Origin of the sequence: Cupriavidus sp. BIS7 (assembly GCF_000292345.1) — a bacterium.
In the GTDB taxonomy this organism is placed as follows: Bacteria; Pseudomonadota; Gammaproteobacteria; order Burkholderiales; family Burkholderiaceae; genus Cupriavidus.
Map to the genome: position 1 here is coordinate 64,920 of NZ_ALOU01000066.1, position 17,603 is coordinate 82,522.

General features: G+C 65.0%; 15 protein-coding genes, 1 tRNA gene and 1 pseudogene. 12 read left to right on the forward strand and 5 right to left on the reverse strand.

Features of this window, described 5'->3' with window-relative positions; all coding sequences use genetic code 11:
• Nucleotides 1-22: 22 nt before the first annotated feature.
• The gene (locus tag B552_RS27785; protein WP_019451132.1) at nucleotides 23-838 is read right to left on the reverse strand and encodes a DUF6279 family lipoprotein; all 816 of its coding nucleotides are present in this window, start codon (nucleotides 836-838) and stop codon (nucleotides 23-25) included.
• A gap of 287 nt (nucleotides 839-1,125) precedes the next feature.
• Between B552_RS27785 and glmU the strand changes: the two genes are divergently transcribed.
• Nucleotides 1,126-2,490 carry a bifunctional UDP-N-acetylglucosamine diphosphorylase/glucosamine-1-phosphate N-acetyltransferase GlmU gene (glmU, locus tag B552_RS0121550; protein ID WP_019451133.1) on the forward strand — a complete coding sequence of 455 codons (1,365 nt, stop codon included), beginning with the start codon at nucleotides 1,126-1,128 and terminating at the stop codon, nucleotides 2,488-2,490.
• Between the two features lie 13 nt (nucleotides 2,491-2,503).
• Complete coding sequence (gene glmS / locus B552_RS0121555; RefSeq protein WP_019451134.1) at nucleotides 2,504-4,342, forward strand: glutamine--fructose-6-phosphate transaminase (isomerizing); 1,839 nt, start codon at nucleotides 2,504-2,506, stop codon at nucleotides 4,340-4,342.
• Nucleotides 4,343-4,415: 73 nt separating this feature from the next.
• Here glmS and B552_RS0121560 read toward each other — a convergent pair whose 3' ends face one another.
• Nucleotides 4,416-5,645 (reverse strand): GGDEF domain-containing protein, encoded by a 1,230-nt coding sequence (locus B552_RS0121560; protein WP_019451135.1) that lies wholly within the window; start codon nucleotides 5,643-5,645, stop codon nucleotides 4,416-4,418.
• A gap of 360 nt (nucleotides 5,646-6,005) precedes the next feature.
• Between B552_RS0121560 and ribA the strand changes: the two genes are divergently transcribed.
• Nucleotides 6,006-6,602, forward strand: coding sequence for a GTP cyclohydrolase II (gene ribA / locus B552_RS0121565; RefSeq protein WP_019451136.1), 597 nt, complete (start codon nucleotides 6,006-6,008; stop codon nucleotides 6,600-6,602).
• A 1-nt stretch (nucleotide 6,603) separates the two neighbouring features.
• On the opposite strand, the gene B552_RS28960 is transcribed toward ribA, so the two are convergent.
• Nucleotides 6,604-6,792, reverse strand: a complete 189-nt coding sequence (locus tag B552_RS28960) for a hypothetical protein (RefSeq protein WP_157160319.1) — start codon at nucleotides 6,790-6,792, stop codon at nucleotides 6,604-6,606.
• A gap of 51 nt (nucleotides 6,793-6,843) precedes the next feature.
• Here B552_RS28960 and bfr point away from each other — a divergent pair, with 51 nt between their 5' ends.
• The 4 genes from bfr (at nucleotide 6,844) to B552_RS0121590 (ending at nucleotide 9,337) form a co-directional block, all read left to right on the forward strand.
• Entirely contained in the window at nucleotides 6,844-7,320 is a 477-nt protein-coding gene (gene bfr / locus B552_RS0121575; RefSeq protein ID WP_019451138.1) for a bacterioferritin, read from the forward strand.
• An 81-nt stretch (nucleotides 7,321-7,401) separates the two neighbouring features.
• Nucleotides 7,402-7,476: transfer RNA gene (locus B552_RS0121580), tRNA-Cys, on the forward strand.
• Nucleotides 7,477-7,835: 359 nt separating this feature from the next.
• The gene (locus B552_RS0121585) at nucleotides 7,836-8,279 is read left to right on the forward strand and encodes a GNAT family N-acetyltransferase (protein ID WP_019451139.1); all 444 of its coding nucleotides are present in this window, start codon (nucleotides 7,836-7,838) and stop codon (nucleotides 8,277-8,279) included.
• A 74-nt stretch (nucleotides 8,280-8,353) separates the two neighbouring features.
• Nucleotides 8,354-9,337: a quinone oxidoreductase gene (locus B552_RS0121590; RefSeq protein WP_019451140.1), complete on the forward strand. Its 984-nt coding sequence runs from the start codon at nucleotides 8,354-8,356 to the stop codon at nucleotides 9,335-9,337.
• A gap of 13 nt (nucleotides 9,338-9,350) precedes the next feature.
• Here the strand turns inward: B552_RS0121590 and B552_RS0121595 are convergent, their stop codons facing one another.
• Nucleotides 9,351-10,277, reverse strand: a complete 927-nt coding sequence (locus tag B552_RS0121595) for a LysR family transcriptional regulator (protein ID WP_019451141.1) — start codon at nucleotides 10,275-10,277, stop codon at nucleotides 9,351-9,353.
• 121 nt (nucleotides 10,278-10,398) lie between these two features.
• Between B552_RS0121595 and leuC the strand changes: the two are divergent.
• The 4 genes and pseudogenes from leuC to B552_RS0121615 all read left to right on the forward strand — a co-directional run bounded on the left by leuC (nucleotide 10,399) and on the right by B552_RS0121615 (nucleotide 14,502).
• Nucleotides 10,399-11,816 (forward strand): annotated as a pseudogene (leuC, locus tag B552_RS27790) (3-isopropylmalate dehydratase large subunit).
• Nucleotides 11,817-11,823: 7 nt separating this feature from the next.
• A complete protein-coding gene (leuD, locus tag B552_RS0121605; RefSeq protein ID WP_085958791.1) occupies nucleotides 11,824-12,471 on the forward strand; it encodes a 3-isopropylmalate dehydratase small subunit in 648 nt (215 codons plus the stop codon).
• Between the two features lie 15 nt (nucleotides 12,472-12,486).
• Nucleotides 12,487-13,365, forward strand: coding sequence for an alpha/beta hydrolase (locus tag B552_RS0121610; RefSeq protein ID WP_019451143.1), 879 nt, complete (start codon nucleotides 12,487-12,489; stop codon nucleotides 13,363-13,365).
• A gap of 549 nt (nucleotides 13,366-13,914) precedes the next feature.
• A complete protein-coding gene (locus tag B552_RS0121615) occupies nucleotides 13,915-14,502 on the forward strand; it encodes an acyloxyacyl hydrolase (RefSeq protein ID WP_051003606.1) in 588 nt (195 codons plus the stop codon).
• A gap of 17 nt (nucleotides 14,503-14,519) precedes the next feature.
• Here the strand turns inward: B552_RS0121615 and B552_RS0121620 are convergent, their stop codons facing one another.
• Entirely contained in the window at nucleotides 14,520-15,965 is a 1,446-nt protein-coding gene (locus B552_RS0121620) for a PLP-dependent aminotransferase family protein (protein ID WP_026035913.1), read from the reverse strand.
• Between the two features lie 276 nt (nucleotides 15,966-16,241).
• On the opposite strand from B552_RS0121620, the gene B552_RS0121625 reads away from it, so the two are divergent.
• Entirely contained in the window at nucleotides 16,242-17,573 is a 1,332-nt protein-coding gene (locus B552_RS0121625; protein WP_019451146.1) for an aspartate aminotransferase family protein, read from the forward strand.
• The last annotated feature ends 30 nt before the right edge of the window (nucleotides 17,574-17,603 follow it).

The window sequence follows — 17,603 nt, forward strand, 5'->3', positions numbered from 1 at the left end:
AGGCCGGCCGGGGGCGCAGCGCCTACTGCGACGCCCGCGTGGCGCCCCGCGCCTCGCGTCCCTCCCGCATCAGCGACTGCACATCGTCGATCCACCCCTGGAAGCGCTTCACCGCGTGCGCCCTCTGTTCCGGCGTGGTCAGGTTGGCGATTGTCACGGTCAGGTTGATTCCCGCATCGGTGCTGTGCTGCTGGCCCGCAGCCGGACGCTGCCAGTCGTCGGCGTACCGTCGCAGCATGTCCTCCGCCTGCGCCCTGGACGGGCGCGTGGTGGAGATCTCGCGCGCCAGCGCCACCCACGCCTGCTGACGCCGCACGCGTTCGCTGTAGCGGGCGTCGGCGTTCAGCATGTATGGCCCCATCGCGTCACGGATAGCCTTTTCCTGGTCGCGAGAAAAGCTCCCGTAGACCAGCTTGGCGTAATCCATGATCTTGTCGAAGCGGGCGTCGGTGCGCTCGTCGGCATCGGCCTTCAGGTACTGCTTGCGATACTTCGTGTTGCTTTCGGCGAACTTTGACTCCATGCGCCGGATCTGCTCGGGCGACAGGGTCAGCATCAAGTCTGCAACGTCAGGAATCGCGCTGTCGTACGCCTGCCGGCCCATCCGCTGGGTATCCTGCTGGACCTGCCGGATCATCGAGGCATCGACCGGCCCGGCCACTTCGCCCTTTACCCGGGCCAGCACCCTGGCGACTTCGGGCAGCTGGCTGCGCCGGTGCCAGGCAAAGAAGCGGTCGATGGCATCACGCGTTGGCGGCTCCTGGGCATCGGAAACGTCTACGTAGTGGTCCACCCACCAGTAGGCGAGCCGGTCGCCCTGCTGGTAGCCGAGTTTCATGGCGTTGCAGCCACCCAACGCTGCTACCACGGCAAACGCCGCCAGCCACGCCAGCGCGCGATGTGACCAAATGTGAACAACGGTAACGCCGCGTGATCGCACCGGTCTGGCCCGGGGGGGCATGCTAGAATCTGCGCGCGTAAATATGGGGGTGGTGGATCGCCCGCCAGCCCAAGCGTGGCAACGGTTTGGCCGCATCCAGCCAGTTCGGCGCAATGCCCGGCGCGATGCTTCCAGGCTTGGGATCTCCAGCTTCTTCTCAGACACACTCACTTAGGAACCTCCTTGTGAATATCGTCATTCTTGCCGCGGGCATGGGCAAGCGGATGAACTCCGCGCTACCCAAGGTACTGCACCCGGTGGCCGGCCAGCCGATGCTGTCCCACGTTCTCGACACCGCCCGCACGCTGTCGCCGTCGCGGCTGGTCGTGGTGGTGGGCCATGGCGCCGAGCACGTGCGCGAAGCCGTCGCTGCTGACGATGTTGCCTTCGCCGAGCAGGCTCAGCAACTGGGCACCGGCCACGCCGTGATGCAGGCGCTTCCGCTGCTTGACGACAACCAGCCCACGCTGGTGCTGTACGGCGACGTGCCGCTGACTTCGGCTGCCACGCTGAAGAACCTCGTGCAGGCCGCCGGCGCCGAGCGTCTGGGAGTGCTGACCGTCGAGATGCCTGATCCTACCGGATATGGCCGTATCGTTCGCGACGCCGCCGGCAACATCGTGCGTATCGTCGAACAGAAGGATGCCAGCGAGGAAGTCCGCGCGATTCGTGAAATCAACACCGGCATCATCGTCTGCCCGACGGCGCATCTGCGCCGCTGGCTGGCCACGCTGCGCAACGACAACGCGCAGGGCGAGTACTACCTGACCGACACCATCGAGCGCGCCGCCAACGAAGGCGTGGAGATTGTGTCGGCCCAGCCGGCCGCGCTGTGGGAGACGCTGGGCGTCAACAGCAAGGTCCAGCTTGCCGAGATCGAACGCATTCATCAGCGCAACATCGCCCAGCGCCTGCTGGAAGCGGGCGTGACGCTGCTCGATCCCGCGCGCATCGACGTGCGCGGCGAACTGACCTGTGGCCGCGACGTAACCATCGACGTGGGCTGCGTGTTCGAAGGCCGCGTGCACCTGGAAGATGGCGTGTACGTTGGCGCACACTGCGTGATCCGCAATACGACGATTGGCGCCGGCTCGCGCATCCAGCCGTTCTGCCACTTCGAGGACGCGAAGGTCGGGCCGGACGGCCGCATCGGCCCATACGCGCGTCTGCGCCCGGGCGCCGAGTTGGGCCGGGACGTGCATGTCGGCAACTTCGTCGAGATCAAGAACAGCCAGATCGCCGACCACAGCAAGGCCAATCACCTGGCCTACGTGGGCGACGCCACGGTGGGGCAGCGCGTCAACATTGGCGCGGGTACCATCACCTGCAACTATGACGGCGTGAACAAGCACCGCACGGTGATCGAGGACGATGTGTTCATCGGCTCCGACACCCAGCTGGTGGCGCCGGTCACGCTGCGCCGCGGCGCGACGATTGGCGCGGGCACCACGCTGACCAAGGAGGCGCCGGCCGACAAGCTGACGCTGTCGCGCGCCAAGCAGATGACCGTCGATGCGTGGCAGCGTCCGGTCAAGCAACCGAAAAAATAAGAGGGGTTAAAGCATGTGTGGCATCGTTGGAGCGGTTTCGCACCGCAATATCGTTCCGGTACTGATCGAAGGCCTGCGCCGGCTCGAATACCGTGGCTATGATTCGTGCGGCGTGGCCGTGGTGCGGGACGCCATCCTCGAACGCGCGCGTACCGTATCGCGCGTGGCCGACCTGGACACGCAGACGCAGTCGTCGGGCCTGGCAGGCCAGCTTGGCATCGCCCACACGCGCTGGGCCACGCATGGCAAGCCCGACACCGTCAACGCCCACCCGCACTTCTCGGACGAGACGATCGCGCTGGTTCACAACGGCATCATCGAGAACTACGAGCCGCTGCGCGACGAACTGCGCGCGGTTGGCTACGGCTTCGAGTCGCAGACCGATACCGAAGTGGTTGCCCACCTGATCCACCAGGCCTACACGTACCCCAGCAGCGCCACGCGTGGCGACCTGTTCGGCTCGGTGCGCGCGGTAACCAAGCGCCTGCACGGCGCGTACGCAATTGCCGTGGTCGCCAAAGACCAGCCGGATGTGGTGGTCGGCGCGCGCGCCGGTTCGCCGCTGGTGGTGGCGCTGGGCGATAACGAATCGTTCCTGGCCTCGGACGCGCTGGCCGTGGCCGGCACCGCCAACCGCATCGTCTACCTGGAAGAGGGCGACGTGGTGGAACTGACGCGCGCCGGCGCGAAGATCCGCGACGTGCGCGACCACGAAGTGCATCGCGAAGTGCGCGTGGTGGAAGCCCACGCCGCTGCCGTCGAGCTTGGCCCGTACCGCCATTTCATGCAGAAGGAAATCTTCGAGCAGCCGCGCGCGCTGGGCGACACGCTGGAAGGCATCTCCGCGATTACGCCGGAGCTGTTCGGCGACAACGCCGCGTCGGTGTTCGCCGGGATCGACAGCGTGCTGATCCTGGCCTGCGGCACGAGCTACTACTCGGGCTGCACGGCCAAGTACTGGCTTGAGTCGATTGCGAAGATCCCGACCCAGGTGGAAGTGGCCAGCGAATACCGCTACCGCGACACCGTGCCGAATCCGCGCGCGCTGGTGGTGGTGATCTCGCAATCGGGCGAGACCGCCGACACGATGGCCGCGCTGCGCCACGCCCGCTCGCTGGGCCACCAGCACACGCTGGCCGTTTGCAACGTGGCGACGAGCGCGATGGTGCGTGAGACCGAGCTGCGCTTCCTGACGCGCGCCGGTACCGAGATTGGCGTGGCGTCGACCAAGGCTTTCACGACGCAGCTCGCGGCGCTGTACATGCTGACGCTGGCGCTGGCCAAGGTGCGTGGCCACGTGACCGAAGCGCAGGAAGCGGAAGCACTGGCCAACCTGCGCCACCTGCCGGCCGCGCTGCATGGCGTGCTGGCGCTGGAGCCGCAGATCATCGCCTGGTCCGAGGACTTTGCGCGCCGCGAAAACGCGCTGTTCCTGGGCCGCGGCCTGCACTATCCGATCGCACTGGAAGGCGCGCTCAAGCTCAAGGAAATCTCGTACATCCACGCTGAAGCGTATCCGGCCGGCGAGCTTAAGCACGGGCCGCTGGCACTGGTGACCGAGGCAATGCCGGTGGTCACCGTGGCGCCGAATGACGCGCTGCTGGAAAAGCTGAAGTCGAACATCCAGGAAGTGCGTGCGCGTGGCGGCCGCCTGTACGTGTTCGCCGATTCCGATACGCACATCCAGTCGTCGGACGGCATCCAGGTGATCCGCATGCCCGAGCACTACGGCGCGCTCTCGCCGATCCTGCACGTGGTGCCGCTGCAACTGCTGGCGTACCACACGGCCTGCGCACGCGGCACGGACGTGGACAAGCCGCGCAACCTGGCCAAGTCGGTGACGGTGGAGTAAGCGCGGAGCGGATGCGCTGCTTTCTTTTCTCTAGCGCAGTGCCATCACAAGGGCCGCCTTCGGGTGGCCCTTGTCATTGGGCCGGCAGCACGGGCCTGCCGGGCGAGACGCCGGACGGATCGTGCGATACCACGCGCCCGCGGCCTTCCTGCTTGGCCACGTAGAGCGCGGCGTCGGCACACCGGTAGGCCGACTCGAATTCCTGTGCCGGCGGCAGGCCGCACACGCCGATGCTCAGCGACAAGGTGCTGCCGTCGGGCATCAGGATCGCGCCCGCCTGCTCGCGAATCCGCTCGGCAAGCGCCATTGCTTCGCTGCCGGTGACATCACGCAGCACGATGGCGAACTCGTCGCCGCCAAGCCGCCCCACTAGGTCGCTGCCACGTGTGTTGTGCCGCAGGACCTGGCCGACGCTGGCCAGCACGCCGTCGCCCTGCAGATGCCCGAACGTGTCGTTGATCGACTTGAAGTGGTCGATATCGATCAGCAGGAACGCCAGCGGCGTGCCGTCGCGGCACGATGTGGCGATCACCTCTGGTGCCTGTATCTCGAAGTACGAGCGGGACATGACTCCGGTCTGCAGATCGAAATTGGCGCGCCGTTCGATATCCTGGTTGGCCGCGCGCAGCCGTTGCTCGGTCCGGCTCTGGACCAGGTACAGCGCGCAGCAGGCGCGCAGGAACGCGGAGAACACAGCGGTGAAGGTCAGCCATGGCAGCATCGTGTCCTGCTGCCACGACACTACCGCGTCCATATGGCGCAGCACGTGGACCATGCGCGCGAACAGCGCGGCAACCACCAGCAGGATCGCAAACAGCAGCAGCCGTTGCACGAAGCGCAGCCCCGGCCCGCGCAGGGTGACGACATAGGCCAGCAGCAGCGCCATCTGTACCAGGAACGCCGCCGAGAATCCGACGATGCGCTGCGCATAGGTCCAATCGCCCTGCCACGCCAGGCACCATGCCGCGAAAATCAGCGCGGCGACGATCCAGCGTATCGCCAGTCCGGGCCAGACGGTGTCGCGCAGGTAGACCCGCAGCGCGGTTTCGATCGTGGCGACGTTGGAGAAGATCAGCAGGTTCGATCCAACCAGAATCAGCCATGGCGGCAACGTGCCCCACGCAATCAGCAGCAGCGAGGCCACCGAGAGCTGCAGCCCGTCCAGGATCCACCAGCCCAGTCCCCGCTCGGTGCGCCCCGTGCGCCAGAAGCTCGCCAGAACACCGGCCAGCAGCCCGTGCGCGACAAACGCGAAGAAGTAGCTTGTCCTGATATCCAGCGAAATCATCAAATCAGCGTTCATGCGGGGCGGGGTGCGCTCGGGTGCAACGCCGCCAAGGGGTCTTCCCCGGCGGGCGAAAAGTGATGGCGACGGCTAGTCGCCTGAAACGCGATTCTACGTTCGTTTCATACCCCGGCCGTGACAGCCTTCGGACGGGTTGCCAACGACTTGCGAATGCGTTGCCGAAGCAGGCTGGTGACAGTGGCCGGCCCCCGCCGTCTACCGTCCGGTAACCCCCACCCCGGATGGGACATTGCGTTTCGCGGTATCCTTGCCGGGCTGCCGCGTTTGCGCCCCTTGCCTGGTGCCGCGCGGCGCGCCTGTCCCGGACCTGCATCATGCCGCCCGGGCCCCACGGCGCCTCAAGTCATTGCACACCATATGAAAGACCTAGAAAGTGAGCTGATCGACTCAGCCCGGCTGCCAACCCGCTATGGCGAATTCACCGCCCACGCCTTCCAGGGCGTGGACACGGGTACCGAACACCTTGCGCTGTCCATGGGCGACATTTCCGGCGAGCACGTGCTCGTTCGCCTGCATTCGGAATGTCTGACTGGCGACGTATTCGGCTCCTGCCGCTGTGACTGCGGCGAGCAGCTCGACCTGGCGATGCGAAAGATCGCCGAAGAGGGACGCGGCATCCTTTTGTACCTGCGTGGCCACGAGGGCCGCGGTATCGGCTTGTCGAACAAGATTCGCGCCTATGCATTGCAGGATGGCGGACTCGATACGGTCGACGCCAATCTGGCGCTGGGCCAGGCAATCGATTCGCGCACCTATGCCTTTGCGGCCGATTTTCTGCGCCAGTGGGGCGTGACGTCGGTTCGCCTGATGAGCAACAACCCGGTCAAGATCAGGGCGCTTGAAGATGCCGGCATCAAGGTGACCGAGCAGATGCGCCATATCGTGCCGCCGAACTCGGAGAACGAGAAGTACCTGGCAACCAAGCGGTCGCGCATGGGACACCTGCTGGACTGAGTCACGCCAAGATCGCCTGCCTGCTTTCGCCGGTTGCCAGGGCTGGCATTAAAAGCGCTTCCAGAAGGAAGCGCTTTTTCATTTTCACGCAGAAATCGAAATCAATATCACTCGCATAATCGTCGGCGAGTATCGCCAAATGGCACGAAGCCCGCGCCGGGCTTGATCTTCCGGGCTCTGGAATTACCATGAGAAACACCGCTGCGTGTCTGCGTGTCTGCGTGTCTCTGGAGGGCATGTCATGAAGGCTGATAAAAAGGTTATCCAATTACTGAATGGCCAACTCAAGCATGAGCTGACCGCCATCAATCAGTATTTCCTGCATGCGCGCATGTACGGCCATTGGGGACTCAAGGAGCTTGGCAAGCACGAGTACGACGAGTCGATCGAGGAGATGAAGCATGCGGACAAGCTGATCGAACGCATCCTGCTGCTCGATGGCCTGCCCAACCTGCAGGACCTGGACAAGCTGCTGCTTGGCGAGAACACCGAGGAGATGCTCGGCTGCGACCTCAAGCTCGAACTCGCATCGCAGGCCACCAGCAAGGATGCGATCAAGTATTGCGAATCGGTCGGCGACTATGTCTCGCGCGATGTCCTGTGCGAAATTCTCTCCGACACGGAAAACCACATCGACTGGCTGCAGACGCAGCTTGAACTGATCGGCAAGGTCGGCCTGCAGAACTACCTGCAGACCGCGATGGGCGGGGTCGAATAAACCCGTCTCCTGCAGGTTTTTTCCATATCGGCTACACTGCGCCCCGCACCTCGGTACCGCCCATCAGGGCCGGCATCCCACGGCGGGGTGGCAGAGTGGTTATGCGACGGCCTGCAAAGCCGTTTACGACGGTTCGATTCCGTATCCCCGCCTCCAATTCCCCTGTTCCCTTTTTGTTAGCCGCGATCATCGTCGCGACCCAACATCGTCATCGTGACGCTCTATGCTTGGGCGCCAAGCGCTGGCGCATTTCGTGCTGCGTAAACGCACACGAATGCGGTCATGCGTGGCAGACGTCGCATCAGGTCATCTCCCTCTGGAAAGTCTGCCTCGATTGGGATACTGTCGGGCCGGGCATGCACCAAACATCAGCATTACATCGCTCTCGCTGGCGCATGCCTGTCGCACGACATGCTTGGTTTCAGATACCGGCACAGGGCGACATAACAGTATCTGACCATGCAGGGCTTCCATGGCGATTCGTCCGGACGTGATGAAAAATACAGAGGCTCCAAATGATTAAGGACATGCGAATCCGCGCGGCGCAGCCGTCGGATGCGTCTGCGATCGGTGCCGTACTGGAGCGGTGCGGATTGCCCGTGGATGATCTTCCGCGGCTGGTTGGCGAGTTCCACGTGGCAGTACTCGAATCGCAGGTGGTGGGATGTGCGTGCGCCGAGTTGTTCGGGGATACGGCTATCGTGCGATCGGTGGCGGTGCTGCGCGAGTGGCGCGACCAGGGTATTGCCAGCCATCTCGTCAACGCCGTGATGATGCGCGCCCGCGCCAATGGCAGCCGCCGTGCCGTGCTGCTGACTTCCACTTGCCCGAGCTACTTCGCGCGCTACGGCTTTACGCTGATTCACGCGTCGAAACTGCCGATCGAAGTGCTCGAGAGCAAGGAGTTCCAGCGCATGCGCAATACCAGTGCGCTGTGCATGTCCTGCGACCTCGTCTGAGCATCGTCGGCAGGAATCCGCGAAAGCGTCAATAATCGGGGCTCCACTTTTCGCATGCGCATCGAGGAGACCCCATGCCGACAACCGTCCGCGCCGTTCGCCTTCACGAGTTTGGATCGCCGCAGGTGATGCGGCTCGAATCCGTAGAGTTGCCGCCTCCCGCAGCAGGTGAAGCGCGCGTGCGGCACACGGCGATCGGCTTCAATTTCATCGACATCTACCAGCGGCGCGGCACTTATCCGTTGCCTGCCGGCACAGGCCTGGGCCATGAGGCCGCGGGCGTGGTCGAGGCGGTGGGCGAAGGCGTGACCGATGTCCGCGTCGGTGACCGTGTCGCGTACATGAATGCGGGGCTCGGCGCCTATGCCGAAGGCCGCAACGTCCCCGTGGACAAGCTCGTGAAGCTGCCAGACGCACTCGGTGACGAGCAGGCCGCCGCGGTGATCTTCAAGGGCATGACCGCGCAGTACCTGGTTCGGCATACCTATGCGGTGAAGCCTGGCGACACGGTGCTGGTGCATGCCGCCGCTGGCGGCGTCGGGCAGATACTGAGCAGCTGGGCGAAGGCACTTGGCGCACGCGTGATCGGCACGGCGGGCTCGCCGGCGAAGTGCGAAATCGCGAAGGCGGCAGGATGCGATATCGCCATCGACTACAGCCATGGCGACTGGGTCAAGCAGGTGCGCGATGCCACCGGCGGACGCGGCGTGAACGTGGTCTACGACGCGGTGGGCAAGGACACGTTCCTCGGCTCACTCGACTGCGCACAGACGTTCGGCATGGTGGTGCTCTATGGCGCCGCGTCGGGCCCGGCGCCGGCCATCGAGCCGGAACTGCTCAACAAGAAGGGGTGCCTGTATCTGACGCGCCCGTCGGTATTCCCGCACAACGCGGACGCCACGCGCTTCCGCGCCAATGCGAAGGACCTGTTCGACGCCATTGCGGCTGGCCACGTGAAGGTCGAGATTGGCGCGCGCTTTGCACTGGCCGATGTGGCGCGGGCGCATGAAGCCGCGGAGCGCCGGGAGACCACTGGCGCAATCCTGTTACTGCCCTGAGTTCGGCGGTGCGCTACCAGCCGTGGTAGGGCGCGGCGGGGTCGTAGCGGCCGAAGCGCTCCGCGAGGAAGTCGACGAACGCACGCACCCGCGCCGACAGCTTGTCACGCGACAGATACACCGCATGGATGTCGGCCGGGGGCGCGGACCATTCCGGCAGCACCTGCCGCAGCCGGCCGGAGCGCAGCAATGGTGCGACATCCCATTCGGACCGCAGCAGGATGCCGTGGCCCTGCAGGGCCCAGTTGACGGCCACTTCGCCATCGTTGGTTGCGGCGGGGCCGCGCACCTTGACGGTCTCCTGCCGTTCGGCGGACTGGTGGTGGCGAAGGTGCCACGTGCCATACGCCGCCTCGCTTTCGCGGATCACGATGCAGCGGTGCTGCGCCAGTGCGCGTGGCGAGGCGGGTTCCCCATGGCGGGCGAGATAGGCAGGTGCGGCGCACAGCAGCCGGCTGTTGAGCGCGAGCCGGCGCGCATTGAGGCGCGCGTCGGGCAGATCGCCAACAAGGATGCCGACGTCGTAGCCTTCCTCGGTCAGGTTCAGCGCGCGATCGGTCAACTGAAGCTGCACTTCAACGTCCGGGTAGGCCAGCAGGAAGTCGCCAATCATCGGCGCCAGGTGGCGGCGCCCGAACCCAAGCGTTGCGTTGACCCGCAACAGCCCGCGCGGCGCCACGCGGCTGCCGCCCAGACCCATTTCGAGCTCCTCAAGCTCGGACAGGATTCTTCCGCCCTGCGCAAGATAGGCCTCGCCCTCTGGCGTGACCGATAGCCTGCGCGTGGTGCGATTCAGCAGCCGTACGCCCAGCCGTGCCTCAAGTGCGGCCAGCCGCTTGCTGGCGGCGGACGGTGTAACGCCAAGCTGCTGGGCGGCTCCGGCAAGGCTGCCGCGCTTGACCAGCAGCACGAAAAACGCGAGGTCGGAGAAGGCATCCATCGTCTGCTTGATTCGTGAATGACAGGCACGAATGTAAGTCGGTTCGCGAAATTATAGCGATGGATTCCGCGATTAGACTTCAGCCATTCCATCGTTTTCTCCTCTTGCGCGAGGCAAGGTCATGGCTGGACGGACGCTATACCAGAAGCTTGTGGATTCGCACACGGTTGTCACGCTCGACGCCGACAACGTGCTGCTGTACGCGGATCTGCACATCATGAACGAGTACACCAGCCCGCAAGCGTTTGCGGGGCTGGCCGAGCACGGCCGCAAGGTTGCCGCGCCGGGCCAGAACCTGGCGGTGGTCGATCACATCATCCCAACCCATGCCGAATCGCCGCGTGTGATCCAGGACCCGGCCTCGGCCCTGCAGGCGCGCAACCTGAAGCGCACTGCGACCTGCACGGCATTCCGCTGTTCGATACCAACGATCCGCTGCAGGGCATCGAGCATGTGATCGCACCCGAGCACGGCATGATCCGGCCCGGCATGGTGGTGCTTTGCGGCGACAGCCATACCACCACCTATGGGGCGTTTGGCGCGCTCGGTTTCGGCATCGGCACCTCGGAAGTCGAGCACGTGCTGGCCACGCAGACGCTGGTCTACCGGCTGGCGCGCGACATGCGCATCCGCGTGGACGGCGTGCTGCCCACCGGCACGACGTCGAAGGACCTGGTCCTCCACATCATTGCGCGCATCGGCGCGCAGGGTGCGCGTGGCTATGTGGTTGAGTTCACGGGCAGCGCCATCGGCGCGCTGTCGATGGAAGCGCGCATGACCCTGTGCAACATGACCGTCGAAGCGGGCGCGCGCGGGGCGTTGATCGCGCCAGATGCCACGTCGATCGGCTACGTCCTGCAGCGCGCACAAGACATCGGCCCGGAGATGGTGCCGGGCGCGCGTCAGGCGTGGGTGGCGTTGGCGTCTGACGCCGATGCCGGCTTCGATGTCGAACTGGTGTTCGATGCCTCGGCGGTGCAGCCGTTCGTCACGTGGGGCACCAGCCCCGACCAGGCGATTCCCGTCTGTGCGCTAGTGCCGCGGCCGGCCGATGCCGCTGACGCCATCGCGCGGGCATCGGGCGAACGTGCGCTCGACTACATCGGCCTGACGCCGGGCATATCGATGCTCGGTCTGCCCGTGCAGCGCGTGTTTATCGGCTCCTGCACGAATGGCCGGATCGAGGACCTGCGCGCGGTGGCCGCCGTGGTGCGGGGCCGCAAGGTGGCGCCTGGCATACGTGCGATGGTGGTGCCGGGCTCCGGTGCCGTGCGCGAGCAGGCCGAGGCCGAAGGCATCGCCGCATTGCTGGTCGATGCGGGTTTCGAGTGGCGCAAACCGGGATGTTCGATGTGCCTGGCGATGAACGACGACATGCTTGCGCCGGGCGAACGCTGCGCATCGACCACCAATCGCAATTTCGAGGGCCGGCAGGGACGTGCCGGACGCACGCATCTGATGAGCCCGGCCATGGCCGCCGCTGCGGCGGTCACCGGCTGCATTACCGACGTGCGGCAACTGGAGATCCACCATGCCTGACAACAAGATGATCGAGGCGATCGAGGGCATCGGCGCGCCGCTGCCGCTGCCGAACCTCGATACGGACCAGATCATGCCCAAGCAGTTCTTGCGCGGCATCGACAAGGCGGGGCTCGACCACGGGCTGCTCTACGACATGCGCTTTGATGGCAACGGCATGCCGCGCCCGGACTTCGTGCTGAACCAGCCTGCGTGGCGCGACACGCGCGTGCTTGTGGCCGGGCCGAATTTCGGTTGCGGCTCCAGCCGCGAGCATGCGGTATGGGGGCTGCAGCAGTACGGCATCCGCGCGGTCATTGCGCCGAGCTTTGGCGAGATCTTCTACTCGAATGCGATGAACAACCGGCTGTTGCTGGTGATGCTTCCGCAGACCGATGTCGACAAGATCATGGCCGCGGTGAGCGACCCGGCGGCGCCCGAATCCATCCGTATCGATCTGGCCGCGATGACGGTATGCGCGGGCGATGTCACGGCCGCGTTCTCGCTGTCGCCGCGCCACTTCGACATGTTCCGGCTCGGGCTTGATGTTATCGGCATGTCGCTGACCCACGCCGATGCGATTGCCGCGTTCACGCGCCGGCATCATGCGGACAACCCCTGGCTGCGCGATGTGGCCGCGACTACCATGACACGGCTCGGCCGCATGGCTGGCTGATTCGGGAGAGATACCATGTTTGAAGGATTCGCGACGCACCGCGTTGATCACGATGGCGTGACGATCCACGCGGTGGTCGGCGGGGAAGGGCCGCCGTTGCTGCTGTTGCATGGCCATCCGCAGACCCACGTGATCTGGCACAAGGTGGCGGGCGAGCTGGCGCGGCATTTCACAGTGGTGGCCACCGATCTGCGCGGGTATGGCGACAGCGACAAGCCAACCGGCCTGCCGGACCACAGCAACTACAGCAAGCGCACGATGGCGGCGGACCAGCTTGCGGTGATGCGCGCGCTTGGCTTCGAACGCTTCCGCGTGCTCGCGCACGACCGCGGCGCGCGCGTGGCCCACAGGCTGGCCGTCGATCATCCACAGGCTGTCGAAAAGCTCGTGACGCTCGACATCGCGCCGACGCTGGCGATGTACGCGCAGACCAACGAGGCATTCGCGCGGGCCTACTATCACTGGTTCTTCCTGATCCGCCCGGCGCCGTTTCCGGAGACGCTGATCGAAGCCGACCCCGAGCTCTATCTGCGCCAGACCATGGGCAGCCGCAGCGCCGGCCTTGCGCCGTTCACGGAGGAGGCGCTGTCCGAGTACCTGCGCGGCCTCAGGCAGCCCGGCGCGGCGCATGGACTGTGCGAGGACTATCGCGCCAGCGCGGGTATCGACCTTGAACACGATCGGGCAGACATCGAGGCGGGCCGCATGATCGAATGCGAGATGCTGGCGTTGTGGGGGGCCGACGGCGCGGTCGGAAAGTGTTTTCAGCCACTCGAAGAATGGCGCAAGGTAGCGCGCCGCGTTACCGGCCACGCGCTGCCATGCGGGCACTACATCGCCGAGGAAATTCCCGAGCAACTGCTGGCCGAAGTGTTCCCGTTCCTGCGTGGATAACTTCCGAACCGGCTGATTTACCAGTGTTTTTCTCCCTCTCCCGCAAGGCGGAAGAGGGACCGGGGGAGAGGGCAAGCCGTTCAACATCCCACCTCGCGCTATCTCCCCATCACACCCCGCCTCCCCGCATCTCCAAATTTTTTGATACTCATGTTTAACCTCCGCTATGCAGGGTTTCTCCTACGCTGGCATGATGGCGGCCTGGCGGTTCTCTGATGAGTCGGAAGTTGCCATGCCATGCTTGTGGCACTGGGGCGCTTACATACATTCATGAATGGATGTATAATGCGCAGCAAAAATTCCCTCAGAACCACCGATCTGCTGTTAATTTTCACAATGACGTACCGTTTTATTGCAAGCTGTCTTGCCGTCTGGCTAGGAATCTGCGTTGCTGCAAGTTGGCTGGTGGAACGGCTCTGGGCCTGACCGCCCGGCGCGGAGAAGTGCCTCGGCCGGCATGGCAGTTGATGCAGTCCCATCGATGTCCGTTGCCGAGCCAATCTATCTTTCATGCCCAAAAACATGAAGACGGAACAACAAGAACGCCGCATGCATTCCGCTTCTATCTTCCGCAAACTGATTTCCCTACGTGCCCTGGTGGCCGCCGCGCTGGTGGCGGGTGCCAGTTCGGCTGCCTGTGCCGACGAACTGGTTGGTTGGGCGCACCCCGCCGTGCAGGGGGCGTTCGCGCGTGATCCCGGGCACGGCATCAACAAGTACGAGATCGCCGTCAACTTCAACACGCCGATCCAGTATGGCAACCCCGAAGGCTGGCTGTTCAGGCTGCAGGCGGAAGCCAACCTTGGATTCTGGGATTCACGTAGCGGCACCAACCGCCAGAACCTGACCGAGTTTGGCCTGACGCCTATCTTCCGTGTGGAAAAACGCGGCGCCTACTTCGTGCCGTATCTCGAAGCTGGCGTGGGTTTGCGCCTGCTGACCCATACGTCGACGTCCGACCAGCACAACTTCAGCACCGCGTTCCAGTTCGGCGACATGGTTGGCCTGGGTGTGGGCTTCGGCAAGAACGCCGCGACTGAAGTCGGTTTCCGTTTCCAGCACATCTCCAATGCCGGGATCAAGGAACCGAACCCGGGCACCAATCTCTACACCGGTTACGTCCGCTACAGGTTCTGAGCGGGCAGCATCACAAGCTAGGCGGCCCGGGCCATGGCGCCCCGGCCGCTGCGCACCGCGTCGAAGAACTCCCACAGTTGCGGCGCATCGCTGGTCGCCACATTGAAGCGAATCCATGGCGAGTCTGCTTCGCCGGGCTCGAAATACGACCCCGGCGCCAGCCAGATGCCGTGCTCCAGCGCCAGTGTGGCCAACTGGTTGCCCGATAGCCTCGGCGCGTCGGTTTCCCGCAGGCGCGCCCATGTGAACATCCCGCCCTCGGGCCGCAGCAGTACCTCCAGCCCGTGCGCTTCCATTGTCTCCGTCACATGATCCTGCTGCGCGCGTAGCCGCTCGGCCAGTGCTGCCACGTGCCTGCCGTAGTGCCCGCTGGTCAGCACCGAGTACACCAGCCGCTCGGTGACTTCCGGCGAGGTCAGCCCCACGGCCATTTTCGTGCGTGTGAAGGCCTTGGCCAGATCGGGGCTGGCAGCCAGGTAGCCTACGCGCAGTGACGGCGTGATCGTCTTTGAGAAGCCGTTCACGTAGACCACCTGCGACAGGCCGTCCATTGCCGCCAGCATCGGCGAACCCGCCGGCGCCAGTTCCCGATAGATATCGTCCTCCACCACCAGCAGCCGATGTTGCTCGGCAAGCTGCAGCACGCGGAATGCATTCATGCTGGTCAGACTGGCGCCGGTCGGGTTCTGCAATACGGTGTTGACGAACAGCGCGCGTGGCGCGTGCAGGCGGATGGCGTCGTCGAGCGTGTCCGTATCGAGGCCAGCGGCCGTGCGCGGCACGCCAACGACGCGCAGGCCCGCCAGCCGCAGGATCTGCAGCAGGTTGCAGTAGCACGGTGATTCGACCAGTACTGTGTCGCCGGGCCGCAGCAGCGTACGCACCACCAGATCCAGCGCCTGCGTGGCGCCCTGGGTCAGCACCACCTGCTGCGATTGCACGGGGATGCCGTACTGGCTCAGGTGGACCGCGATGTGCTCGCGCAGCGCGCCAAAGCCATACGGATGCCCATACCCGGAGACCTGCGCCGCTGGCACGCGCGCCGCACTGCGCATTGCCTGGTGCAGGCCTTCCTCGTTGAGCCAGTCGCCGGGGAGCCAGCCCGCGCCAGCCTTGATCGGCACTGAATGGTCGGCAAACACATCGGACAACAGCCAGGCCGCATTGAGCCCCGGCGCTTCCCAGTGTGGCGTGCGCGCTTGGCCGGCAGGGGTATGCCGGTGGGCCACCGTGTAGCCGGAGCCCGGACGCGCCGCCAGATAGCCGAGCGCGGTCAGCCGGCCATAGGCCTCGGCGACGGTGAAGGTGCTGACGTTGTGCTGCTGGGCGAAGCGGCGGACCGAGGGCAGCAAGGCGCCCGCGCGCAGCGCGCGGCGGTCGACCAGCGCGGCAATGCCGGCGACGATCTGTTCGGTCAGGGTTTCGCCGCCACGGCGGCTGCGGACTAGGTTCAGGTTGAGCATGCGGTGCTCGAAGATTCGAAACCTGTACAGTGTAGCGGCTGCTGCGGGATTGATGCGTTGCAGCGTGAATCCCGCCTCCTGGCGTATCACCAGTGACTTTTTCCGTTCCGGGGTGACGCCGCAGACCTGTACGGTAAGGGGTTACTAAACTGTACGGTAAGGCGGCGATCTGGCGACCGTATATTCTTCATGCCAGCCCCCGCCGGTAGAGTTGCCCGATCCGTGGCTGATTGACTAATTGAGTACGGCCCCGACCACCCGCCAACAGGAGAATGTATGGACGCCGCCAAGACCGTGATTCCCGATCTCGAAGCCCTGTGGATGCCGTTTACCGCCAATCGCCAGTACAAGGCCGCACCGCGCCTGCTGGCATCGGCCAGCGGCATGTACTACACGACCCATGACGGCCGCAAGGTTCTGGACGGCTGTGCCGGCCTCTGGTGCGTGGCCGCCGGCCACGGCCGCAAGGAAATCGTCGACGCGATTGCGCAGCAGGCGGCCACGCTCGATTACGCGCCTCCGTTCCAGATGGGTCATCCGCTGGAATTCGAAGCGGCGACCAAGGTGGCATCGCTGATGCCGCAAGGGCTGGACCGCATCTTCTTCACGAACTCCGGTTCCGAGTCGGTCGATACGGCGCTGAAGATTGCGCTGGCCTATCACCGTGCGCGTGGCGAGGGCCAGCGCACGCGCATCATCGGCCGCGAGCGTGGCTATCACGGCGTTGGCTTTGGCGGCCTGGGCGTGGGCGGCATTGGCCCGAACCGCAAGATGTGGTCGGCCAACGTGATGCCGGGCACCGACCATCTGCCGGCCACGCTGAACATTGCCGAGGCCGGGTTTTCGAAGGGCCAGCCGAAATGGGGCGCGCACCTGGCCGATGATCTCGAACGCCTGATCGCGCTGCACGATGCATCGAACATCGCCGCCGTGATCGTCGAACCGATGGCCGGGTCGGCGGGCGTACTGATTCCGCCCGTGGGCTACCTGGAGAAGCTGCGCGAGATCACCAGCAAGCACGGCATCCTGCTGATCTTCGACGAGGTGATCACCGCCTTTGGCCGCCTTGGCGCCGCCACGGCCGCCGAACGCCTGAAGGTCACGCCGGACCTGATCACGATGGCCAAGGCCATCAACAACGCCGCCGTGCCGATGGGTGCCGTGGCGGTGCGCCGCGAGGTGCACGATGCCGTGATCAACGCCACGCCGCAGGGCGGCATCGAGCTGCCGCATGGCTACACGTATTCGGGCCATCCGCTGGCCATGGCTGCGTGCATTGCCACGCTCGACCTGTACAAGCGCGAAAAGCTGTTCGAACGCGCGGCCGAGCTGTCGCCGAAGTTCGAATCTGCCGTGCATGCGCTGCGCGACGCGCCGCATGTGAAGGACATCCGCAACCTGGGCCTCGTGGCTGGCGTGGAACTGGAATCGCGCCCCGGCGCTCCGGGCGCGCGCGCCTCTGAAGCGTTCCTGAAATGCCTGGAGCTGGGCGTGCTGGTCCGCTACACCGGCGATATCCTGGCGTTCTCGCCGCCGCTGATCATTTCCGAGGCTGAGATCGACCAGATGTTCGACACCGTCAGGCAGGCCCTGCAGCAAGTGAAGTAAGCCTGCCCAACGACATAGAGAGTAGAGAGG